16 protein-coding genes are annotated in these 14,671 nt (G+C 57.3%); 14 read left to right on the top strand and 2 right to left on the bottom strand.

Annotated features, from left to right (window positions below):
• Positions 1-28 precede the first annotated feature (28 nt).
• Together ACR0KC_RS13255 and ACR0KC_RS13250 are read left to right on the top strand one after the other, a co-directional pair.
• Entirely contained in the window at positions 29-187 is a 159-nt protein-coding gene (locus ACR0KC_RS13255) for a hypothetical protein (RefSeq protein WP_170401611.1), read from the top strand.
• Positions 188-341: 154 nt separating this feature from the next.
• On the top strand, positions 342-905 hold the full coding sequence (locus tag ACR0KC_RS13250; protein ID WP_170401613.1) for a DUF4202 domain-containing protein: 564 nt from the start codon (positions 342-344) through the stop codon (positions 903-905).
• A 30-nt stretch (positions 906-935) separates the two neighbouring features.
• Here the strand turns inward: ACR0KC_RS13250 and ACR0KC_RS13245 are convergent, their stop codons facing one another.
• Positions 936-1,619, bottom strand: a complete 684-nt coding sequence (locus tag ACR0KC_RS13245; RefSeq protein ID WP_170563970.1) for a ceramidase domain-containing protein — start codon at positions 1,617-1,619, stop codon at positions 936-938.
• A gap of 57 nt (positions 1,620-1,676) precedes the next feature.
• On the opposite strand from ACR0KC_RS13245, the gene ACR0KC_RS13240 reads away from it, so the two are divergent.
• Both ACR0KC_RS13240 and ACR0KC_RS13235 read left to right on the top strand, forming a co-directional pair.
• Positions 1,677-2,369: a metal-dependent hydrolase gene (locus ACR0KC_RS13240; RefSeq protein WP_480706797.1), complete on the top strand. Its 693-nt coding sequence runs from the start codon at positions 1,677-1,679 to the stop codon at positions 2,367-2,369.
• Complete coding sequence (locus ACR0KC_RS13235) at positions 2,369-3,535, top strand: M24 family metallopeptidase (protein ID WP_480771944.1); 1,167 nt, start codon at positions 2,369-2,371, stop codon at positions 3,533-3,535. Before ACR0KC_RS13240 ends, ACR0KC_RS13235 begins: the two co-directional genes overlap by 1 nt.
• On the opposite strand, the gene ACR0KC_RS13230 is transcribed toward ACR0KC_RS13235, so the two are convergent.
• Entirely contained in the window at positions 3,532-3,984 is a 453-nt protein-coding gene (locus ACR0KC_RS13230) for a nucleoside deaminase (RefSeq protein ID WP_480706801.1), read from the bottom strand. The two genes, ACR0KC_RS13235 and ACR0KC_RS13230, sit on opposite strands and share 4 nt — an antisense overlap.
• Here ACR0KC_RS13230 and ACR0KC_RS13225 point away from each other — a divergent pair.
• From ACR0KC_RS13225 to ACR0KC_RS13180, 10 genes are all read left to right on the top strand, one after another.
• Positions 3,983-4,861 carry a pseudouridine synthase gene (locus ACR0KC_RS13225; protein WP_480771943.1) on the top strand — a complete coding sequence of 293 codons (879 nt, stop codon included), beginning with the start codon at positions 3,983-3,985 and terminating at the stop codon, positions 4,859-4,861. The genes ACR0KC_RS13230 and ACR0KC_RS13225 overlap by 2 nt on opposite strands.
• A gap of 175 nt (positions 4,862-5,036) precedes the next feature.
• Positions 5,037-5,951 (top strand): 5-bromo-4-chloroindolyl phosphate hydrolysis family protein, encoded by a 915-nt coding sequence (locus tag ACR0KC_RS13220; protein WP_170801942.1) that lies wholly within the window; start codon positions 5,037-5,039, stop codon positions 5,949-5,951.
• Positions 5,952-5,980: 29 nt separating this feature from the next.
• Entirely contained in the window at positions 5,981-7,171 is a 1,191-nt protein-coding gene (locus tag ACR0KC_RS13215) for a toxic anion resistance protein (protein WP_170392243.1), read from the top strand.
• Positions 7,171-8,142, top strand: a complete 972-nt coding sequence (locus tag ACR0KC_RS13210) for a DUF2927 domain-containing protein (RefSeq protein WP_480567273.1) — start codon at positions 7,171-7,173, stop codon at positions 8,140-8,142. Before ACR0KC_RS13215 ends, ACR0KC_RS13210 begins: the two co-directional genes overlap by 1 nt.
• A 22-nt stretch (positions 8,143-8,164) precedes the next feature.
• Complete coding sequence (locus tag ACR0KC_RS13205; protein ID WP_170563990.1) at positions 8,165-9,313, top strand: SPFH domain-containing protein; 1,149 nt, start codon at positions 8,165-8,167, stop codon at positions 9,311-9,313.
• Positions 9,314-9,348: 35 nt separating this feature from the next.
• Positions 9,349-10,440, top strand: coding sequence for a TFIIB-type zinc finger domain-containing protein (locus ACR0KC_RS13200; RefSeq protein ID WP_170392249.1), 1,092 nt, complete (start codon positions 9,349-9,351; stop codon positions 10,438-10,440).
• A gap of 63 nt (positions 10,441-10,503) precedes the next feature.
• Positions 10,504-11,172: a nitroreductase gene (locus ACR0KC_RS13195; protein ID WP_480771942.1), complete on the top strand. Its 669-nt coding sequence runs from the start codon at positions 10,504-10,506 to the stop codon at positions 11,170-11,172.
• A gap of 22 nt (positions 11,173-11,194) precedes the next feature.
• Entirely contained in the window at positions 11,195-11,632 is a 438-nt protein-coding gene (gene dtd, locus ACR0KC_RS13190) for a D-aminoacyl-tRNA deacylase (protein WP_480771941.1), read from the top strand.
• Positions 11,632-12,735: a glycerate kinase type-2 family protein gene (locus ACR0KC_RS13185; protein ID WP_480771940.1), complete on the top strand. Its 1,104-nt coding sequence runs from the start codon at positions 11,632-11,634 to the stop codon at positions 12,733-12,735. Before dtd ends, ACR0KC_RS13185 begins: the two co-directional genes overlap by 1 nt.
• A gap of 334 nt (positions 12,736-13,069) precedes the next feature.
• A complete protein-coding gene (locus tag ACR0KC_RS13180; RefSeq protein WP_170392257.1) occupies positions 13,070-14,656 on the top strand; it encodes an ABC transporter substrate-binding protein in 1,587 nt (528 codons plus the stop codon).
• Positions 14,657-14,671 lie beyond the last annotated feature (15 nt).

Raw genomic sequence — 14,671 nt, 5'->3', positions numbered from 1 at the left:
TGACGCAACGAGAAATCGGAGACACCTCATGAAAACCCTTCTTCCCGCCTTCATATTGTCCGCTCTGGTTCTGACCTCGCCCGCCCTGGCTTTGGGTATCGATATGAACAATCTGACCCGAAACCTTAGCTTCCCCGCGCCTGTTTCGGAGCCCGTGACGAGGGACCACACCCAGGCAGGCAAATAACCCTGACCTGCGCGCCGGATCGGTACGCCCCCTCCCGATCCGGCGCTTTTTGCAATTGACTGCTGCACCCATTCCAACAACTCGTTAGCATGGTCTTGGACCAAACGCCGAACCACCCGTCAGGTGCAGTGCAGGCGAGCTAACGGAGCAGAGAATGAGCACACGCAAGCAAACCGTTCTGGACGCAATTGACGCAGCAAATGCGCAAGACCCTAATATGGAGGACGGCCAGCCGGTCGAGCTGCTTTATGGCCAACGCATGAGCGCAGAGCTGGATCGGCTATTTCCCGATGCGTCGGATGCTTTACAGATCGCCGCACGTGGTCAGCATGTCGAACGCTGGAAGCTAAAGCGCACTGAATACCCCGAAGGACGTGCAGGGTATCTGGCCTGGAGGAAGGCGCAAGGCGTATATCACGCTGACGTTGTGCAAGGATTCATGGAACAGGCTGAATATAGTGCGGACGATATAGAAGCCGTCGGGCAAATGCTGCGCAAACAGGGGATCAAGCGCAATGCCGAAGTACAGGCGCTTGAGGACGTGATCTGTTTCGTTTTTCTGAAATGGTACTTTGAACCTTTTGCCGCCAAGCACTCCGCCGAAAAAATCCAGCGTATTGTTGAAAAAACGGCTTTCAAGATGTCAGCCGAAGGCCGCGCGCGCGTATTGGCTGAATTTGATCTGCCGGAGGCTTTGGCTGCTGCGTTCAGGGACTAACCAATCAGGATGATGCTTAGGTGGTTCTGATCAATGTCCTGATCCTGCAGCCACCGCAGCTCCGGCAGGTGGATTTCGGATCGCCCGCAGATAAACCTCAATCATCCAGCCCAACATAACTGCATTCAGAATGTGCCATATAAAATGCGTCCCCGTTGGCAGATACCCGCAAATTGGAGTGTCCAGTGATCGAAAGGTGATCGAGGTGATCAGGACAGTTGCTCCTATTGTCAGCCCACGCGCAGTGTCCGGGGCTTTCCGGCGCAACAGGACCGCATAAATCAGAATCAATAGAGGAACTGGGGCGTATGCCGCCGAGCCACCAAGGCCAGGCACCAACTGGAATAGCGGGATCGTCAGCGCCACGTACGGAAAGAACATCGCGGTCAAACCCAGCGCGTATCTGTTGCTCAGCCGCCAGACATCGCGATTCACCGCGTAGATGTAGACGAGGATGTACAGCAGAATTGGCGTCACATCCAAGATCGCCGCCCAAACCTGCGCATGGGTATGGAACAGATAGCTGCCAATTCCGATCATCGCCAATATGACAACCAAAGCCATCGCCAACGGTGCGCCCTGCCCGCGCGCCCTTTGCCACATCACAAATGCAGCAATAAGAAAGGCCGCATTGGTAATCGCGTTTATCGGCTCGGCCCAATACGCGGGCGAGAGCCGCTCACAATATCCATCAACATACTGCGTCCAATCCATAGATTTTTACATAGCCGATGCTAGGCTAACTCCAAGCAGAAAATGGGAGGATTCTCTATGGATATCATTTGGCTGGGACATGGCAGCTTTCGCATCGAAACAGCAGGACAAGTTCTATTGATCGATCCCTGGCTGACGGGCAACCCGTCTTTGCGCGAAGATCAGCATGACGCAGCCGTTGCGGGCGCGACGCATATCCTGCTGACTCATACTCATTTCGATCATGTCGTCGATGTGCTGCCGCTGGCCAAACATCTAAACGTGCCCGTGGTCGGGCAATACGACCTGATGGGCTACTGGGCCGAGGCTGAAGGTATTGAAACGGTCGGATTCAACAAAGGTGGCACTGTTGACTTAAACGGTGTCAAATTAACGATGGTGCCTGCCTCGCACAGCTCGACCTTCTCGACGCCTGATGGTCTTCGCACGGGTGGAACCGAGGTCGGCTATATGATCGCGTCCGAGGACCGTATGCTCTATTTCTCTGGCGATACCGACATTATGGCCGACATGGAGTGGATGGGTGATTATTACAAACCCGATATCGGCATCCTTTCGGCAGGCGGCCACTTTACCATGGACATGAAGGGCACTGCCTATGCTGCCAAGCGGTATTTCAATTTCAAGACAGTGATCCCGTGCCATTACAAGACCTTTCCGATTCTCGCGCAATCGGCTCAGGAATTGGCTGACGGGTTACCCGGTGTCGATGTAATCGAGCCCGAGGTCATGCAGGCGATTTCTCTCTAATGCCCGCGTCGGATTTCAGCGCGCAGGAATACGCTGACCGCATTCACAAGACCCGTTCTGCGATGGATCAACAGGGTATCGAGACCTTGTTGATCACGGACCCATCGAACATGGCGTGGCTCACCGGTTATGACGGTTGGAGCTTTTACGTACCGCAGATGGTCATCCTGCCCGCCAGCGGATCGCCTCTTTGGTGGGGCAGAACGCAGGACCAAGCGGGGGCTGCGCAGACCACCTGGTTGGACCAGATGGACCTGCTGGATTGGCCTGAAGAGCATGTGCAACACCCGGACCACCACCCGGTCGACGCCCTTGTGTTGGCATTGCGGGATCGCGGCTGGACCTCTGGTATCGGCGTGGAGATGGATAACTATTATTACTCAGCCACCAGCCACCGCATCCTCGAACAGGCCTTCGGTGCATTGATTGATGCCACAGGGCTTGTGAACTGGCAGCGTGCTGTCAAAAGCGATGCCGAGATCGCAATGATGCGCAAGGCGGGTCAGCTGACTGCACATATGCACGGAGTTCTGCGTGACGCATATCGCGAAGGATTGCCCAAAAACCAACTTGTCGCCGAAGTGCAGGCGGCAGGCATCGCCGGACTGCCCGGCCTAGCCGGAGATTACCCTGCTATCGTGCCGATTGCACCCTCCGGTCGTGAGGCTTCTGCCTCGCACATTACTTGGAACGACCGACCACTGGCGCGGGATGAGGCGACCTATTTCGAAATCTCCGGCTGCTATCGACGCTATCACTGCCCCGCTAGTCGCAGCCTGTTTCTGGGTGATCCCCCGGATGATATCCGCCGGGCCGAAGCCGCCGTTCTAACCGCTATCGACGACACAATGACCGCCGCACGCCCTGGCATCACCTGCGAGGAGGTCGCGGCTTGTGTCTATGACAGTTTCGCCCGCGCGGGGTATGTCAAAGCCAACCGCACCGGCTATCCCATCGGGCTCAGCTATCCGCCCGACTGGGGCGAGCGCACCATGAGCCTGCGACCCGGTGACACGACGGAATTGCAAGAGAATATGACCTTTCACCTAATGCCCGGCCTCTGGACCCCAGACTGGGGACTGGCGATTACCGAAAGCTTTGTGGTGACGTCAGATGGGGGCAAGCCCCTGGCTGATATCCCACGTGAAATGGTCGTAAAAACTTAACCGCGCTGCGCCGCGAAGAAGCGTTTCAGCAGCGCGGCAGCCTCTTCGGCGGCAATGCCGTCATAGACCTCGGGTCGATGGTGGGTCTGTGGGTGTGAAAACACGCGCGCGCCATGCGCGACACCGCCAGATTTCGGATCGGAAGCGCCGTAGTAGATGCGCCGGATGCGTGCTGCGGCCAGCGCTGCGGCGCACATGGCACAAGGCTCAAGGGTTACGTAAAGGTCATGATCGGGTAAACGCTCGGACCCGGCCGCGGCACATGCGGCGCGCAGAGCCAGAATCTCAGCATGGGCAGTGGGGTCATTCAACTCGCGGGTGCGGTTCCCATCTGCGGCCACCACCTGCCCGTCGGGCGCGACGATCACCGCGCCGACAGGCACTTCACCTCGGTCTGCTGCCGCCTGTGCCTGTTCCAGCGCCTGTTTCATGTGGGATCTGAACTTCATGCCTCTGACTGCCTCAGAAACCCGTCTTTCGCAAGCCGCCGGGATGGGTTATGGCCGGAGGATGACCAATACCCCTCCTCCCGGCGACCGGATCGCCAAAGTGCTGGCCCGCGCCGGTGTCGCCTCGCGCCGCGAAGCTGAACGCATGATCGAAGCCGGACGTGTGACCGTGAATGGCAAGGCGATCAACAGCCCTGCGCTGAACGTAACCGCCAAGGACAGGATTACCGTCGATGGTAAACCAGTATCCGAGCCCGAGCCATCACGCCTGTGGCTCTATCACAAGCCACCTGGACTGGTGACGACGGCGCGTGACGAAAAAGGCCGCAAGACGATTTTTGACGACCTGCCCGAGGATATGCCCCGGGTCATGAGCGTCGGGCGACTCGATCTGAACTCGGAAGGATTGCTACTGCTGACTAATGATGGCGGCATCAAGCGCAAGCTGGAACTGCCCTCAACTGGATGGCTGCGCAAATACCGGGTGAGGGTAAATGGACGCCCCAAAGACGAGGATTTCGAACCGCTGCGCAAAGGCCTGGTAATCGATGGTGAACGGTTTCAGCCCATGACCGCGACACTGGACCGTCAACAGGGCGCGAACGCTTGGCTGACCATCGGCCTGCGCGAAGGCAAGAATCGCGAAATCCGCCGCGCTATCGAAGATATCGGTTATGTGGTGAACAGGCTTTTGCGGGTTTCTTACGGCCCATTCCAACTGGGCAACCTGAAACCCGGCGAGGTTGAAGAAATCCGCCGCCGTGTCATGCGCGACCAACTGGGGCTGGATGCTGAGGATAGCGGAATACCCCCGGCCAAACGCCCTGCTCGACCGCAGCGCAAAAGACCAGCAATCGGCAAGAAACCTCGCAAGTGACGCGGGTTATTCAACCTTCCCCCTAGCGCCAAGCCCTCGTATCGCCTAAATTTTCCCTGATGGTCACAGTTGGGGGGCGCTATGTCCGGGACCGGATTACAAAAATTGGCCTATGCGGCCCTGTTGGTGTTGTTGTTCGGCGTCTGCACCGGTCTGTTGGGGGGCCTGTAGCGAAATGGCCAAACGGTACGGCGGCAAATTCAGCCCAGAAGGCGATGTTTCCTCGCAGGATCAGCCATCGCGTGGCCAATTCGATGGTGCCCGTGTCGAACCGGCAGGTGCACGCGCGAACATCCTGTTTGTCCCGGCGATACCACTGGTGTTTCTGTCTCTGAACGATGGCGCGATCGGAATGACCATCGGCCTGGTTGCGGCAGGGCTACTGACCGCTGCCGCGTTTCTGCTGCGCGAAGGTTTAAGGGCCGAATCCGCTTACAACGCCCGCCGCACCGCACGCAGACCTGCGTTTCCCCGCAAGATATTTTCCAGCGTTCTGACCGGTTTGGGGGCGGCGCTAGCCTCATACCGGACCGAATTTCTGGACGCCGAAACAGCATCACAGGTAAGCCTGCTGGCCCCCATCCTGTTTGGCGCCGCTGCAACGGTTCTACATTCGGTTTCCTTCGGCCTCGACCCAATGAAGGACAAAGGAATGGAGGGTGTCGACACCTTCCAGCAGGACCGTGTCGCACGCGTGGTCGAGGACGCCGAAACCCATCTGGCCCAAATGACCGATGCAATCAAACGCGCTGGTGACCGCCGGATCGAAGCACGGGTCGAGCGCTTTCAGGATACAGCCCGCGACCTGTTTCGCACGGTCGAGGAAGACCCGCGCGATCTGGCCGGTGCCCGGAAATACCTGACGGTTTATTTGCAAGGAGCACGCGATGCGACGGTGAAGTTTTCGGACGTCTATGCCCGTACCCGCGATGCGCAGGCGCTGGCGGATTACTCGGCCCTGCTGGACGATCTTGAACAGAATTTCGCGGCGCGGACGCGAAAGATGCTATTGGATGACCGCAGTGATCTGACGGTTGAAATTGATGTGCTGCGCGACCGGTTGCAGCGCGAAGGCGTCCGGTTGGACTGACCGGCTTTTATGTAAGCGAGGATTACCCCATGTCCGATGAGATCAAGAACAAGGCAGTCGAGGCTGAAACGCTGGTGCAGGAAGTCACCGCCGTCGCCCTCCCCGAGCCGCAGGCCGAGATTGTCCCGCTGGAAGAGGCCGACGAACCGGTGGGCGCCGAAATCCGTAAGCGGATGGGTGAGATCGATATGGGCGACACAAACTCGATCGTCTCGTTCGGATCATCCGCACAGGCGGAATTGCAAGAGATCAGTCAGGCCATGCTGGCCGATGTACGCAATAAGGATGTGGGCCCGGCGGGCGACAGCCTTCGCAACATCGTAACAACGATCCGGGGGTTTTCAGTCAGCGAACTGGATGTGCGTCGCGAACGCAGTTGGTGGGAAAAACTGCTGGGCCGCGCTGCACCCTTTGCCAAGTTCACAGCGCAGTATGAAGACGTTCAAAGCCAGATCGACCGGATCACTGATGATCTTCTGGGGCATGAGCATACACTGCTGAAAGATATCAAGTCTTTGGATCTGCTGTACGAAAAAACGCTGGAGTTCTACGACGAACTTGCACTGTACATCGCAGCGGGAGAGGAGAAGCTGACCGAGCTGGACAGCCACGACATTCCTGAAAAAGAGGCCGAGGTTCAGGCCGCGCCCGAAGACCAACAGGTGATGAAAGCGCAGGAATTGCGCGACTTGCGTGCCGCGCGCGATGATCTGGAACGCCGGGTCCACGACCTGAAGCTTACCCGTCAGGTGACGATGCAATCGCTGCCCTCCATCCGTCTGGTGCAGGAAAATGACAAGTCGCTGGTGACCAAGATCAACTCGACCCTCGTCAACACAGTACCGCTCTGGGAAACCCAGCTGGCACAAGCTGTCACCATACAGCGCAGTGCCGAGGCCGCCGCTGCCGTACGTGATGCCAATGATCTGACCAATGAATTGCTGACCTCGAACGCCGCCAACTTGCGCGAATCCAACAAAATGATCCGCGAAGAGATGGAGCGTGGCGTCTTCGATATCGAAGCCGTCAAACAAGCCAATGCAGACCTGATCGGTACCATCAACGAAAGCCTCGCCATTGCAGACGAAGGCAAGGCCAAACGCGCCGCAGCCGAGGAAGAACTGAAGAAGATGGAGGCCGAATTGCGCGATACGCTCGCCTCGGCCAAGGCGCGACAGGACGGGATCGGCGACAATGCCGGAACGGCTGTTCCCGGATAATGGAAACAGCGGGCGTGCGGCCATTTCATCGCGCTAAGATTGCAGTATTGGGCTTGTCGCTGCTGGCATTTGCTGGCTGCGATGAGACATTGACGACGACGATCGCTCCTGAACCTCAACCTGCCCAGCCGCAAGGCCTGAGCAATGCATATCAAGCGCCCTCACCAGCGAGCCTTGATCTCGCGCGATACTATGAAAGCGTACAAAACAACTTGCTGACGCGCGGGTTGCTGAGAACCGATGGCGGTGGCCCTGATACGCCCTATGATGCCGATGATCTGGCTCGGAACTTTGAGACCATAGCGTTTTATAATGAATATCCGGGGCAAGCCGTTGCCAGCGGCAGCAGTCGCACCAGCCGACAGCTTAGTCGCTGGTCTTCGCCGGTTCGCATAAAGCCCGAGTTTGGTCCATCGGTTGCACCTGAAGTCCGCCAGCAAGAGACCGCCCGAATTGACGCCTACGCCAACCGCTTGTCGCGGCTCACTGGACACCCGGTCTCAACCACCACCCGGAATGCAAATTTCCACGTATTCGTGGCGGGTGAAGATGATACCGCTTATGTGCAAGCCCGGCTGCGACAACTGATCCCGGGCATAGGGCAGGCACAACTTGACCTCTTCGACAAACTGCCACGCTCTTTCTATTGCTTTGTATTCGCTTCGGCGTCGAACAGCGCGCCACAGACATATACCCGGGCTGTTGCCTTGATCCGGGCGGAACATCCCGATCTGGTGCGCCTGAGTTGCGTCCACGAAGAGATCGCTCAGGGATTGGGGCTGCCGAATGACAGCCCGTCTGCCCGGCCATCAATCTTCAACGATGACGACGAGTTCGCCCTGCTCACAAGCCATGATGAAAAACTACTAACCATTCTATACGACCCGCGCCTCAAGCCTGGCATGACAGCTGACGAAGCGCGGCCAGTGGTCCGTATCATTGCACGCGAATTGATGGGGCAGTCGCTCTGACCCCGAAGACAGGAGAAATCCAATGGGAATTTTTGATTTTCTGACCGGTGAATTCATAGATGTCATCCACTGGGTCGACGATACGCGCGACACCATGGTCTGGCGGTTCGAGCGTGAAGGACACGAGATCAAATACGGCGCCAAGCTGACCGTGCGCGAAGGTCAAGCGGCGGTCTTTGTGCATGAGGGGCAGTTGGCGGATGTCTTCACCCCAGGTCTCTACATGCTTGAGACAAACAACATGCCGATCATGACGACGCTGCAGCATTGGGATCACGGCTTTCAGTCTCCGTTCAAGTCTGAAATTTACTTCGTTAACACGACCCGGTTCAATGACCTGAAATGGGGCACCAAGAACCCGATCATGCTGCGCGATCCCGAGTTTGGACCAACACGCATCCGGGCCTTCGGCACCTATACAGTGCGGGTCAAGGACCCGGCGAAATTCCTAGTAGAGATCGTAGGCACCGATGGTGAATTCACCATGGACGAGATCAGCTTTCAGATCAGAAACATCATCGTGCAGGAATTCAGCCGCGTCATCGCAGGCTCGGGCATTCCAGTTCTCGATATGGCGGCGAACACTGCCGATCTGGGCAAACTGATTGCCGCCGAGGTGTCGCCGGTGCTGGACGGGTATGGTTTGAGCATGCCCGAGTTCTACATCGAGAACATCTCGCTGCCACCAGCGGTCGAGGCCGCGCTGGACAAGCGCACATCGATGGGGTTGGCGGGCGATCTGGGCAAGTTCACGCAGTATTCCGCAGCTGAAGCGATGACCGCAGCGGCCAACAATCCCGGTCAGGGCGGCGGCATGGGCGCCGGTCTTGGCATGGGAATGGGTATGGCGATGGCACAGCAGATGTCGAACATGGCAGCGGGTCAACCAAGCGGCCCTTGGGGCGGTTCCGCCCCCGCTGCCCCGCAGGCCTCGGCGCCTGCGGCACCCCCGCCCCCTCCGCCCGTCGAGCATGTATGGCATATCGCAGTGGATGGTCAGACCAGCGGGCCGTTTTCCAAGGCCAAGATGGGCCGAATGGCGACCGATGGTGAGATAACGCGCGAGACCCACGTTTGGACCGCCGGACAGGACGGTTGGAAGAAGGCAGGCGACGTGCAGGAACTGGCACAGCTGTTCACGATCCTGCCTCCGCCGCCTCCGGGCGCGTGATCTGACATTTGGTAACCTGATTTCGAGGTTCTGTCATGGCGAAAGACGAACACCGTTTCCCCTGCGACCAATGCGGGGCGGATTATCGGTTCAATCCCGGTGACGGAACGCTGACTTGCGATCATTGTGGCAACACCAGAACGATCGGTGCTGGCCCATGGGGTGGTGCAAGTCTGCGAGAGCTGGATTTCGACGCCGCCATCGCGGATCGCTTGCCTGACAGCGAGATTGAAGAAACCCGTGTTCTGACCTGTCCGAACTGCGCGGCTCAGGTTGAGTTTGATCCGAACACCCATGCTGCGGAGTGCCCGTTCTGTGCCACTCCGGTAGTGACCGATACAGGCGTTAGCCGCCATATCAAACCCCGCGGAGTGTTGCCCTTTGCACTGGATGAACGCTCGGCCCACAAGGCAATGGGGGATTGGCTGGGCCGACTGTGGTTTGCACCCAACGGGTTGAAGGAATACGCCCGAAAGGGACGCAAGATGCAGGGCATTTATGTCCCGTATTGGACCTTCGACGCTGATACCAAGTCGAGTTATCGTGGGGAACGCGGTGTGGTGTATTACGAAACTCGCACTGTGATGCGCGATGGAAAGCGCGTGCAGCAACAGGTTCCCAAAGTACGCTGGACTCCAAAATCCGGACGGGTCGCACGGTTCTTTGACGATGTTCTGGTTTTGGCGTCTCAATCGCTGCCCAAATCCTATACGGACGCGCTGGAACCATGGGACTTGCCTGCGCTTGAACCGTATCAGCCGGAATATCTGGCCGGTTTCCGCGCCGAGGCTTACACGGTCGAACTGCGAGAAGGTTATCAAGAGGCCCGCGCACATATGGCACGGGTGATCGAGCGTGACGTGCGGTTTGATATCGGAGGCGATCGTCAGCGCATTCACGCTGTCGACACCGAAGTGCGAGATGTCACATTCAAACACATCCTCTTGCCGGTTTGGATGGCGGCCTACAAATACCGCGGCCAGACCTATCGTTTTGTGGTCAATGGCCGGACTGGCCGCGTTCAGGGTGAGCGTCCCTGGTCCGCAATCAAGATAACGATCGCCGTGGTTCTGGGCCTTCTCGTTGCGGCCGGCGTCGGGTATCTGGTGGCAACTGGACAGCAATAAAGCTGATAAGCAGAGCACGCTCATGGAACCTACTCCTCGGCATGCCTGAAAGGAGATGTTGAATTGCACCTTGACGCTCTGAACGCGCTCTTGGCCGATCGTTTTTCTTGCCGTGCCTTTCGCACGGACCTGGTGCCGCGCGAACAGATTGAAGAGATCGTCGCCAGTGCTGCGCGTGTTCCAAGCTGGTGCAACGCGCAACCCTGGCAGATCGTGATCACCAGCGGGGCCGAGACAGACCAGTTTCGGGACGCGTTGCAACACGAAGCTTCGCACGTTGCGCCTGCTCCGGACCTACCCTTTCCAACCGGCTATTCCGGTGTTTATCAAGAGCGCCGTCGCGCCTGTGGCTGGGCCCTCTACAAAGCGGTTGGTATCGAAAAAGGTGATCGCAGGGCTTCGGCGCAACAGATGATGGAGAACTACGCTCTGTTCGGCGCCCCGCATTGCGCCATACTGTCCAGCCCGGCTGAACTGGGCCCTTACGGCGCGATGGATTGTGGTGGCTTCGTGACCGCATTTTCACTGGCGGCGCAGGCCCTTGGTGTGGCTTGTATCCCGCAGGCAGCGGTAGCGGCCCATGGCGCATTTCTTCACCGTTACTTCGGGATATCAGAAGATCGCTTGATTCTGTGCGCGATTTCGTTCGGATATGCGGATATGGATCACCCGGCGAACGCGTTCAGAACGGAACGTGCCGCGCTGGATGAAGTGATCGATTGGCACGAATAGCAATAAAATACAGGACCTGCAGATGCGCGCCTTACTTCAAAGAATTTCCAGTGCCTCGGTCAAAGTCGATGGAACAGTGATCGGGCGATCGGGGCCCGGATTGATGATTCTGGTTTGTGCGATGCAAGGGGATAGAGAGGCGCAAACTGATCAATTGGCTGAAAAGATCGCAAAGCTCCGTATCTTCAAGGACGACGCGGGAAAGATGAACCGTTCGATATTGGATATTGAGGGCTCGGCCCTGGTGGTTAGCCAGTTCACCTTGGCAGCTGACACGTCGCGTGGAAACAGGCCTGGGTTTTCCGGGGCCGCCTCGGCGGCTGAGGGCGAACACCTTTACGAGGCGTTTGTACACAACCTTTCATCGCGGGGCGTTCCGGTTGAGACAGGTGCGTTCGGAGCTGACATGGCGGTAGAGTTGGTCAATGACGGACCAGTCACAATTTGGATGGAAAGCTGATGCAGAGTTCGCAACAGGCACAGGACATTTGGCGCGCAGGTGTGGCGGCGGTTGATGGATATCACGCAACACTGGAGGCCACTCGGGCGATCGAAGCCCCAGATCAGATATTGGCCGTTGGAAAAGCCGCAGGGGCCATGGCCCGTGCGGCCGTCGAACGGTTTGGCCCAGTGCCCACTCTGGTGGTTACCAAGGATGGCCATGGCCACGACCTGCCTGAGCATATTGTGGTGATTGAAGCTGCACACCCGGTTCCCGATGCCCGCAGTCTGAAGGGTGGGCAGGCATTGCGCGAAACGGTTGAGGCGATGAAACCCGACAGCAAACTGCTTCTGCTAGTTTCGGGAGGGGCTTCTTCGCTTGCCGAGGACCTCGTGGCCGGTACGACATTGGATGATCTTGAGGCCCTCAACCAAAGACTGCTGAGTGAAGGTCTCGACATCGGTGCAATGAACACGGAACGGCGCAAGCTGTCCCGGATCAAGGGTGGCGGTTTGTTGTCGGCATTCTCGGGGAAAAGCGTGATCGTTCTGGCGATCTCCGACGTCCCGGGTGATGATCTGGGCGTTATTGGCTCCGGTATCGGATCATTGCCCGAAAAACCGGAGTTTTCTGCCCACACCGCTATAATCGCATCAAATGCACACGCGCGTGACGCCGCAGCATTTGCGGCCGAGAACTCAGGCATCAAGGTCCTCGACAACGAAGAAGCGATGCACGATGACTATCTCTCGGTTGCAGCTAAATTAGGAGATCGGCTGCGGAATATGCCCAAGGGCGCCATGGTATTTGGCGGCGAACCAACCGTGGTCCTACCTGATGCGCCAGGGCGCGGTGGGCGCAATCAGGCCCTTGCTCTAGCACTCGCGCGCGAAATCGCAGGGCAATCTGATTTGACCGTCATCGTCGGAGGAACAGATGGCACCGACGGGCCAACAGATGCAGCAGGCGCCATCGTTACCGGCGACACTTGGTCTGATAAGGCGCAAGCGTATCTGGACAATGCAGATAGCGGCAGTTTCCTCGACAAGGCGGGGGCGCTGTTGGTCACGGGACCCACAGGAACAAACGTAATGGATCTGATTGTTGCAATAAAAAACTGATCCGGGACCCTGACCCCACCCATCCGAAAAACCCACCCGATAGAATCACTTAAAGTCCGGAATGGCGTTTGATCTGTGGAACGAAAGTTCATGCAAAACTGACCAGGCAACTATCGGATAATTTGTTCAGGTCAGAGTAAGTAGTTAGGAATAAGGGGTTTTGGATTTCCAAAGGCTCATAACAAGATCATCTGGCGCGATCAAAGGCGGAACCTCCCCATTATTTCAAGAGATTTGCACTTGCCCGCTGCCCTGAATTGCACCTAAGTTGACTCATGCGTCAATAAAAAGCCCACCAACGGGCTGAACATCCTATCAACTGGGAGAAATCTGGATGAACGAACAACTCACTCACATGTCAAAGCAGGTCACAGCTGGAAAGCTGACCCGCCGTGAATTCATGGGTAAAGCAGCGGCACTGGGTGTCTCGGCCGCAATGGCAAGCACTATGTTTGCCGATGCCGCACGTGCCGCTGGTCCGAAAAAGGGCGGCGATCTGAAATTCGGTTTGCAGGGTGGTGAATCAACCAACTCACTTGATCCGGCAACCTACGCAAGCTCAGTCCCGTTCCAGAACGGCAAGCAGTTCGGCGACCAACTGGTCGAAGTGGCGCCCGACGGAACCATCGAACCGCGCCTTGCTGAAAGCGTCGAAGGAAGTGCAGACGCCAAAGTTTGGACGTTCAAGCTGCGTCAAGGGGTCGAGTTCCACAACGGCAAGACCATGACCAGCGAAGACGTGCTGAAAACTATGCAGCGCCACTCGAACGAGGATTCCAAATCAGGTGCCTTGGGCATCATGAAAGGCATCGAGTCGATGAAGGCCGATGGAGACAATTTCCAGGTCACACTGACCGAGCCGAACGCCGACCTGCCGTATCTGATGGCCGACTATCACCTCATCATTCAGCCCGATGGCGGCATGGATAATCCTGCGGCAGGTATCGGCACCGGCCCGTACAAACTAGAAGTGGACGAACCCGGCGTCCGCCACTTGTTCACCAAGAACGAAAACCACTGGAACAGCGATTTCGGCAATTTTGACAGCGTAGAAGTTGTTGTGATCAACGATGCGACGGCACGGACCGCTGCACTGCAGTCCGGACAGGTCCACGCCGTCAACCGCGTTGAACCCAAAGTTGCCGACCTGTTGGGCCGTGCGCCTAACCTGACGGTGCATTCAACCGCTGGTCGCGGTCACTATGTCTTCATCATGCATTGCGACACGGCTCCGTTTGATAACAATGAACTGCGCACCGCACTGAAGTACGCCATCAACCGCGCGGAATTGGTTGACAAAGTTCTGCGCGGCTATGGCTCGATCGGGAATGATATGCCAATCAATTCAGCCTATCCATTGTTTGATGAAACCATCGAACAGCGCGAGTTCAGCGTTGAAAAGGCTGCAGAGCACTATAAGAAATCTGGACATGATGGCTCTCCGATTATTTTGCGCGTTGCCGATGGTGCGTTCCCAGGTGCTGTAGATGCTGCTGCCCTTTTCCAGCAGACTGCTGCACAGGCTGGAATTCCGCTTGAAATCAAGCGTGAGCCCAATGATGGCTACTGGTCCGAGGTTTGGAACGTTCAACCCTTCTGTGCGTCTTATTGGGGCGGCCGCCCGGTTCAGGACCAGATGTACTCGACTGCATATCTGTCGACCGCAGACTGGAATGACACGAGGTTTAAGGTTCAGGCGTTTGACGACTTATTGTTTGCAGCAAAAGCGGAACTCGACCCTGAGAAACGCAAAGCCATCTATAGCCAGATGGGTCAAATGGTACGCAACGAAGGCGGCCTGATCTGCCCGATGTTCAACGACTTTGTCGAAGGCGTCAGCAACCAGCTGGATGGATGGGAATCTGACCCGACGCAAGAGATGATGAACGGCAACATATCCCGCAAAATGTGGTTCGTCTAAAACGGGCTACGGATA

Source organism: Ruegeria sp. CF3, assembly GCF_056537365.1.
The sequence above is the reverse complement of the archived record's forward strand: the minus strand, read 5'-3'. Positions and strand labels throughout refer to the sequence as shown.

Excerpts from the sequence above, each read along its gene's own strand:
- ACR0KC_RS13210 (WP_480567273.1), top strand. The coding sequence starts at position 7,171 with ATGGAAACAGCGGGCGTGCGGCCATTTCATCGCGCTAAGATTGCAGTA.
- ACR0KC_RS13225 (WP_480771943.1), top strand. The coding sequence starts at position 3,983 with ATGCCTCTGACTGCCTCAGAAACCCGTCTTTCGCAAGCCGCCGGGATG.
- ACR0KC_RS13200 (WP_170392249.1), top strand. The coding sequence starts at position 9,349 with ATGGCGAAAGACGAACACCGTTTCCCCTGCGACCAATGCGGGGCGGAT.
- ACR0KC_RS13185 (WP_480771940.1), top strand. The coding sequence starts at position 11,632 with ATGCAGAGTTCGCAACAGGCACAGGACATTTGGCGCGCAGGTGTGGCG.
- ACR0KC_RS13230 (WP_480706801.1), bottom strand. The coding sequence starts at position 3,984 with ATGAAGTTCAGATCCCACATGAAACAGGCGCTGGAACAGGCACAGGCG.
- ACR0KC_RS13205 (WP_170563990.1), top strand. The coding sequence starts at position 8,165 with ATGGGAATTTTTGATTTTCTGACCGGTGAATTCATAGATGTCATCCAC.
- ACR0KC_RS13245 (WP_170563970.1), bottom strand. The coding sequence starts at position 1,619 with ATGGATTGGACGCAGTATGTTGATGGATATTGTGAGCGGCTCTCGCCC.
- ACR0KC_RS13215 (WP_170392243.1), top strand. The coding sequence starts at position 5,981 with ATGTCCGATGAGATCAAGAACAAGGCAGTCGAGGCTGAAACGCTGGTG.
- ACR0KC_RS13180 (WP_170392257.1), top strand. The coding sequence starts at position 13,070 with ATGAACGAACAACTCACTCACATGTCAAAGCAGGTCACAGCTGGAAAG.
- ACR0KC_RS13240 (WP_480706797.1), top strand. The coding sequence starts at position 1,677 with ATGGATATCATTTGGCTGGGACATGGCAGCTTTCGCATCGAAACAGCA.
- ACR0KC_RS13255 (WP_170401611.1), top strand. The coding sequence starts at position 29 with ATGAAAACCCTTCTTCCCGCCTTCATATTGTCCGCTCTGGTTCTGACC.
- dtd (WP_480771941.1), top strand. The coding sequence starts at position 11,195 with ATGCGCGCCTTACTTCAAAGAATTTCCAGTGCCTCGGTCAAAGTCGAT.
- ACR0KC_RS13235 (WP_480771944.1), top strand. The coding sequence starts at position 2,369 with ATGCCCGCGTCGGATTTCAGCGCGCAGGAATACGCTGACCGCATTCAC.
- ACR0KC_RS13220 (WP_170801942.1), top strand. The coding sequence starts at position 5,037 with ATGGCCAAACGGTACGGCGGCAAATTCAGCCCAGAAGGCGATGTTTCC.
- ACR0KC_RS13250 (WP_170401613.1), top strand. The coding sequence starts at position 342 with ATGAGCACACGCAAGCAAACCGTTCTGGACGCAATTGACGCAGCAAAT.